This is a genomic window from Streptomyces sp. NPDC054849, assembly GCF_053610945.1.
In genome coordinates, this window is record NZ_JBSGZI010000181.1 from 1 (window position 1) to 6,670 (window position 6,670).

5 protein-coding genes are annotated in these 6,670 nt (G+C 74.1%); 3 read left to right on the plus strand and 2 right to left on the minus strand.

Annotated features, from left to right (window positions below; all coding sequences use genetic code 11):
* Window positions 1-28: 28 nt before the first annotated feature.
* Window positions 29-1,309, minus strand: coding sequence for a helix-turn-helix domain-containing protein (locus ACWGIF_RS37590; RefSeq protein WP_453504320.1), 1,281 nt, complete (start codon window positions 1,307-1,309; stop codon window positions 29-31).
* A 119-nt stretch (window positions 1,310-1,428) separates the two neighbouring features.
* Between ACWGIF_RS37590 and ACWGIF_RS37595 the strand changes: the two genes are divergently transcribed.
* Window positions 1,429-3,126, plus strand: coding sequence for a cell division protein PerM (locus tag ACWGIF_RS37595; protein WP_453504322.1), 1,698 nt, complete (start codon window positions 1,429-1,431; stop codon window positions 3,124-3,126).
* A gap of 442 nt (window positions 3,127-3,568) precedes the next feature.
* On the opposite strand, the gene ACWGIF_RS37600 is transcribed toward ACWGIF_RS37595, so the two are convergent.
* Entirely contained in the window at window positions 3,569-4,180 is a 612-nt protein-coding gene (locus tag ACWGIF_RS37600) for a hypothetical protein (RefSeq protein WP_453504324.1), read from the minus strand.
* A 244-nt stretch (window positions 4,181-4,424) separates the two neighbouring features.
* On the opposite strand from ACWGIF_RS37600, the gene purN reads away from it, so the two are divergent.
* The gene (gene purN, locus ACWGIF_RS37605; RefSeq protein WP_453504326.1) at window positions 4,425-5,048 is read left to right on the plus strand and encodes a phosphoribosylglycinamide formyltransferase; all 624 of its coding nucleotides are present in this window, start codon (window positions 4,425-4,427) and stop codon (window positions 5,046-5,048) included.
* Window positions 5,045-6,631, plus strand: a complete 1,587-nt coding sequence (gene purH, locus ACWGIF_RS37610) for a bifunctional phosphoribosylaminoimidazolecarboxamide formyltransferase/IMP cyclohydrolase (protein WP_453504328.1) — start codon at window positions 5,045-5,047, stop codon at window positions 6,629-6,631. Before purN ends, purH begins: the two co-directional genes overlap by 4 nt.
* The last annotated feature ends 39 nt before the right edge of the window (window positions 6,632-6,670 follow it).

The following is a 6,670-nucleotide window of genomic DNA, read 5'->3' on the forward strand; positions in this document are numbered from 1 at the left end:
CCCTTCGGGGTGCGGGCCACGCCCGTACTCATTCGGCCTTCGGCGCGATCCTGGCCGGCCCGGCCTCCGGGTCGGCGCGCAGCTTGTCGTGGAGCAACCGGCTCCGGTCTGTCGGCTGCTGAGGGCCGCTCAGCGGGGGCACGCCGGAGACGCTCTGACCGGGTGCCTCCACGGGGTCGTACTGCCTGGGCGCGGTCGCGGCCGTGTAGGCGGTCGAGACGGCGATCACCGCGGTCAGCCCCAGCGTCGCGCGGGTCATCAGCCGGGTGCGCCATTCGCCGCCGCCGCGGACGGCCGCCGCCGGTCGCGGGTCGAGCGCGACGGCCGGTCGCAGCGCGGCCAGCAGCTCGCGCAGCACCTCGGACTGGTTCTCGGGCGGTACGTCGGCCAGTTCGGGTACCCGGTCGGCGAGGTCCGCGTGCGCGTGCAGGAGGCGGAGGCCGGCGGTGGGCGTGCTGGCCTCGGTCTCGGCCGCGGTGTCGGGGAGGTCGAGGCCGACGCCGTCGTAGAGCAGGACGGTACGGCGGTGGACGGCGGGCAGCGCGAGCAGGGCGTCGAGCAGGATCCGGTCGGCGGGCTCGGCGGGGGGCTTGTCGGCATGGCGGTGGGCATGCCGGAACCGGTGCCAGGGGGAGAGGGCGTACTCGTACGCGGCCGCGCGCACCCAGCCCACCGGGTCCGGGTCGGTGACCACCTCGGGCCAGCGGGCCCAGGCCTGGATGAACGCCCGCTCCACGGCCTCCAGGGCGAGGGCCCGGCGTCCGGTGAGCAGGTAGGTCTGCCGGGCGAGGCCGGGGGCGGCGTGGGCGTAGAGGGCGTCGAAGTCCCCGGCCGGGCCCCGTGCCGGTGCCCCTGAGGGGGGCTCTGTGGGCTCGGCGGGTTCGGCCGGCTCGGTGTGCGCGGTGTGCTCGGCGGGCTCGGTGTGCTCGGCGGTGGATTCGGTCCCGGCCGTTGCGGAGGGAGCCTCCGAGGACCCCATACCGACGCCTTCGGCTCCGGCCGTGAGGCCCACTGGCGCCGGGTCGGCCGCGCCGACCGCCACCAGGACCTCGGCGCCGGCCTCGCCCTCGGCCTCGTCCCCAGCTTCGGAGGTGCCCGGCAGGCTCGGCAGGCCCGCCAGACCCGCCAGGAATTTCATGTACGCCTCGCGCTTGCGGCCGCGGGGAGCCGTGCGGCCCGATTCCCAGGATCGGACCGTGGTCGCGGTGACGCCCACCGCTGCCGCAACCTCATCGTGCGTCAGCTCGGCTGCTTCGCGCAGTCTGCGGCGCTCGTTCGGGGCGGGCAGGTCCTCGACGCTTCGTGTCATGCCACACTCCCCGCGACCTGACAGCCCTGGACGAAAAAGTACATAAACGTATATTGGGCGACACCACGGACATTCGCCTGTTACCCGCCCATAGCGCGTGTCGTTGGCACCATGGCGGGGTGACCCAAGTGACCGAACCCGGGACCCCGTTGTCTGCGGCCCCGCGAACCGGCGTGCGGCGCCGTTCGCCGGCCGCCGCCGCATGCGTAGTGGGCGGCGCCGTGGCGGCCGGACTCGGGCTCGGCTTCCTCGCCGTGCTCGTCATCGTGCTGTGGATCAGCTCCCCCTACCCCGACAGCGGCCCCGGCGGGGCGCTCCACCTCGCCGCCGGACTGTGGCTGCTCGCCCACGGGACGGAGCTGGTGCGGTACGAGACCCTGTCCGGCGTCCCCGCCCCCGTCGGGGTGACGCCGCTGCTCCTCGTCGCGCTGCCCGTGCTGCTCATGCGTCGGGCCGCCCGGCTGGGGGGCGCCTCCGAGGAGGACGAGGAGGTGCTGCCCGCCGGCGCCGTGTTCTCGGCCGTGCTCTGCGGATACCTCACCGTCGGGGCCCTCGCGACGGTGTACGCCGCGGGCGGCCCCATGCCGGCCGACCCGATCAGCGCGGCCTGGCACATCCCCCTGGTCGCCGCGCTCGCCGCCGCCGGCGGAGTGTGGGGGGCCAGGGGACGTCCGCTCGGACCGCTGCCTTCCTGGCTGCCGGGGGGCGTACTAAGGGCCGTCGCACGCCCTCGGTACGCGCTGGCGCTACGGGCCGGGGCGGGCGGGGCCCTGGTGCTCCTCGGGGGCGGCGCGCTGCTCGTGGGCGCCTCGCTCGCCTGGCACGGCGCCGAGGTCCAGGCCTCTTTCCTGTCGCTGACCGGAGTGTGGTCGGGCCGGTTCGCAGTCCTGCTGCTCGCACTCACGCTGATCCCCAACGCCATGGTCTGGGGAGCGGCCTACGCCCTCGGACCCGGCTTCGCCGTCGGGGCCGACGTCACGGCCACCCCGCTCGGCTTCGCGGGCGCGCCCGGCCTGCCCCGCTTCCCGCTGCTGGCTGCGCTCCCGCCCGAGGGTGCGGGGACCCCGTTGACCTGGGCGGTCGTCGGCGTGCCGGTGGTCGCCGGGCTGGCGGTGGGCTGGTTCGCGGTACGCCGGGCGCGCGAGGTCTCGTATGGGGAGACCGCGCTCACGGCGGCCCTGGGGGCGCTCGTGTGCGGCGTGGTGATGGCCGGGCTGGCGGCGGCCACGGCGGGGCCGCTGGGATCGCGGCGGCTGGCCGAGTTCGGGCCGGTGTGGTGGGAGACCGGTGCGGCGGCCTTCGCGTGGACGCTGCTGCTGGCCGTGCCGGTGGCGGTGGGGGTGCATGCGTGGCGCTACCGCCCGGCCAAGGGGCCTGCCGGCCTGGATGCGGAGGATCCGGCGGATCCGGCGGACCCGGCGGACCCGGCGGATTCGGCGGATCCGGTGAATGACGGGTGGCACGACAGCGGGGTGCGGGAGGTTCGGTGGGCGGCGATGCGGAAGGTCGCGGGGACGCTGATTCCGGAGATTTCGTCGGGGGAGGTGGTGCGGGGGGCGACGCCGGTGCCGGTGCCGGTGCTTGTGCCTGGGCGAGAGTCGGAGGCGGTTCCTGAGCCGGAGGTGGTGGCCGAGCCGGAGGTGGTGGCCGGGCCGGCGGTTGCGCCGGTGCGGGGACGCCGGCCCGTGACCGTCGTGTCGGGGCTCGGCCTGGATCTCAGGCCGATCCTGATCTCGGCGAAGCCGGCCGAGGCGCCGCCGTTGGCTCCGCCGGTGGTCGGGGCGCGGGTGTTGGCGCGGCGGAGGCCGCCGGTGTAGGCGGGTGCGGGTGCGGCTCCGCTGCTGGGGGCTCCGCCCCAGACCCCGCGCCTCAAACGCCGGCGAGGCTGAAAGGAGCGGGGCTCCGCCCCGGACCCCGCGCCTCAAGCGCCGGCGGGCTGGGAGGGCGGCGAGGCTGAAGGAGCGGGCTTCGCCCCGGACCCCGCGCCTCAAACGCCGGCGGGCTGGGAGGGCGGGGGGGCTGAAGGAGCGGGCTTCGCCCTGGCCCCCGCGCCTCAAGCGCCGGCGGGCTGGGAGGGCGGCGGGGCTGAAGGAGCGGGCTTCGCCCCGGCCCCCGCGCCTCAAACGCCGACGAGGCTGGGAGAGCGGGCTCCGCCCCGGGCCCCGCGCCTCAAACGCCGGCGGGGCTGGGAGGGCGGCGGGTTGGAGAGGTCGGCCCGGCCTCGGGTGTCGGCCGGGTTGGAGGGGGGCCTTCGGGGGTTTACTGGCGGACCTTCAGGATGTCGCCCACGAAGTTGTCCGGGAGGAGGGTGTTGCACTGGAGTTCCGCCGACTGGGTGAGGGCGTCGTCGCGGCAGACGTAGAAGTCCTTGTAGACGAGCTGCAGTGCGTACGAGCTCATGGCCAGCAGGATCGCCAGCGAGGCCGTGACCAGGCCGCTCACCGCCGCCGTGCGCTGGGGGCGGGCCGCCGGGCCCAGCGCGGCCAGGCCGGCCGGCGCGCTCGGGGTGCTCGCAGTGTCCGGGGTGCCCGCCGCGGTCGAGGGGGTCGCCGGGGCCGGCTTGCCTCGCAGGGCGCTGATTCCCCAATACAGGGCGAGCGCACCCAGCAGCAGGCCGACCGACGGGATCGCGAAGATTCCGAAGAAGAAGCCCCACATGCCGGCCAGCAGTGCGTAGCGCGCGCGGCGCTGGATCGGGTCCGTCGGGTCCCAGCGCGCCGGTCCCCGCTGCTTGTCCGGGTCCTTCTGGCCGTCCCCGTTCCCGCCGTCACCGCCGCTGCGCGGCTGCCACGGCTGGTCGGGCCGTCCTTCCGGGGGAGCCGCGAAGGGGTTGTCGTCGGTGGGGGCGTCGGGCTGACGGCGGTCCGGCATCGGGTGTGTTTCTTCCCCTGTGTCATGGACGTCGCAGGACGTCGTGGCGAGGTGAGGCCAGTTTGCGGCTTGTACGCCAGACGCTACCGCCCGCCCGTCCCCCCGTCCCTCGGGGGCGGTCCGGTGTGCCGGTATCGTTGCAGGCGGTCGGTGGCTTCGTATGGTTCCCCGTATATCGGTACCCCGAAGTTTCGTATGACCACACAAGGACGAACACCGCAATTCCGTGAGAAAGGGCCTCTCCATGGCCGCCTCCCGCCTGGTCGTGCTGGTCTCCGGTTCCGGCACCAACCTCCAGGCCCTGCTCGACGCCATCGACGCCCACCCCGGCGGATCCGAGGGCTTCGGCGCCGAAGTCGTCGCCGTGGGGGCCGACCGGGAGAACATCGCCGGCCTGGAACGAGCGGAGAAGGCCGGGATTCCCACCTTCGTCTGCCCGGTGAAGGACTACGGGAGCCGGGCGGAGTGGGACGCCGCCCTCACCGAGGCGACCGACGCCCACGCCCCGGACCTCGTCGTGTCCGCCGGATTCATGAAGATCGTGGGCAAGGCGTTCATCGACCGCTTCGGCGGCCGGTTCGTCAACACCCACCCCGCCCTCCTCCCCGCCTTCCCGGGTGCGCACGGCGTACGGGACGCGCTCGCCTACGGCGCGAAGGTCACCGGCTGCACGGTCCACTTCGTGGACGCCGGCGTGGACACCGGTCCGATCATCGCCCAGGGTGTGGTCGAGGTCCGGGACGAGGACGACGAAGCCGCTCTCCATGAGCGCATCAAGGAAGTCGAGCGCCAGCTGCTCGTCGACGTCGTGGGGCGCCTGGCCCGGCACGGCTACCGCATTGAGGGACGAAAGGTAACAATCCAGTGACCGCCGTAGAGAGCAACGACCCGACCACGACCCAGCGGCCGATCCGGCGTGCGCTCATCAGCGTCTACGACAAGACGGGACTGGAAGAGCTGGCCCGCGGCCTGCACGAGGCGGGCGTCGCGCTCGTCTCCACCGGCTCCACCGCCTCGAAGATCGCCGCCGCCGGGGTGCCCGTCACCAAGGTCGAGGAGCTGACCGGCTTCCCCGAGTGCCTGGACGGCCGGGTCAAGACCCTGCACCCGCGCGTGCACGCCGGCATCCTCGCCGACCTGCGCCTGGAGGACCACCGCAACCAGCTCGCCGAGCTGGGCGTCGAGCCCTTCGACCTCGTGGTCGTCAACCTGTACCCCTTCCTCGCCACCGTCCAGTCGGGTGCCACCCCCGACGAGTGCGTCGAGCAGATCGACATCGGCGGCCCGTCGATGGTCCGCGCCGCCGCCAAGAACCACCCGTCGGTCGCCGTGGTCACCAGCCCCGAGCGGTACGCCGACGTCCTCGCCGCGGCCCAGGGCGGCGGCTTCGACCTCACCGCCCGCAAGCGGCTGGCGGCCGAGGCCTTCCAGCACACCGCCGCCTACGACGTGGCCGTGGCCTCCTGGTTCACGAACGCGTACGCCCCGGAGAGCGACGAGGGCGCGCTGCCCGAGTTCCTCGCCGGTGCGTGGGAGCGCAAGTCCACCCTGCGTTACGGCGAGAACCCGCACCAGGCCGCCGCCCTCTACACCGACGGACAGCCCGGCGGGCTCGCCAACGCCGAGCAGCTGCACGGCAAGGAGATGTCCTTCAACAACTACGTGGACACCGAGGCCGCGCGCCGCGCCGCCTACGACCACGAAGAGCCCTGCGTCGCGATCATCAAGCACGCCAACCCGTGCGGCATCGCCGTCGGCGCGGACGTCGCCGCCGCCCACCGCAAGGCGCACGCCTGCGACCCGCTGTCGGCCTTCGGCGGCGTCATCGCCGTCAACCGTCCGGTGACCGTCGAGCTCGCCGAGCAGGTCGCGGAGATCTTCACCGAGGTCATCGCCGCCCCCGCCTACGAGGACGGCGCGGTCGAGGTCCTGGCCAAGAAGAAGAACATCCGCGTCCTGAAGGTGGACGGCACCCCGCACCAGCCGGGTGACCTCAAGCCGATCAGCGGCGGTGCGCTGCTCCAGCAGAGCGACCTCTTCCAGGCCGAGGGCGACGACCCGGCCCACTGGACCCTCGCGACCGGCGAGGCCCTGTCCGAGGCCGAGCTCGCCGAGCTGGCCTTCGCGTGGAAGGCCTGCCGGGCCGTCAAGTCCAACGCGATCCTGCTCGCCAAGGACGGCGCCTCGGTCGGCGTCGGCATGGGCCAGGTCAACCGCGTCGACTCGGCGAAGCTCGCCGTCGAGCGGGCGGGCGCCGAGCGCGCGCAGGGCTCGTACGCCGCGTCCGACGCCTTCTTCCCCTTCCCGGACGGGCTGGAGATCCTGACGGCCGCCGGCATCAAGGCCGTGGTCCAGCCGGGCGGTTCGGTCCGTGACGAGCAGGTCGTCGAGGCCGCGAAGAAGGCCGGTGTGACCATGTACTTCACCGGGACCCGGCACTTCTTCCACTGACCCGCACGTGAGACGGCGAAGGCCGCGACCCGCAGCACC

What these genes read in the sequence shown, in the direction of transcription:
- ACWGIF_RS37590 (WP_453504320.1), bottom strand. Translation starts at nt 1,309, where the DNA reads ATGACACGAAGCGTCGAGGACCTGCCCGCCCCGAACGAGCGCCGCAGA.
- ACWGIF_RS37600 (WP_453504324.1), bottom strand. Translation starts at nt 4,180, where the DNA reads ATGCCGGACCGCCGTCAGCCCGACGCCCCCACCGACGACAACCCCTTC.
- purN (WP_453504326.1), top strand. Translation starts at nt 4,425, where the DNA reads ATGGCCGCCTCCCGCCTGGTCGTGCTGGTCTCCGGTTCCGGCACCAAC.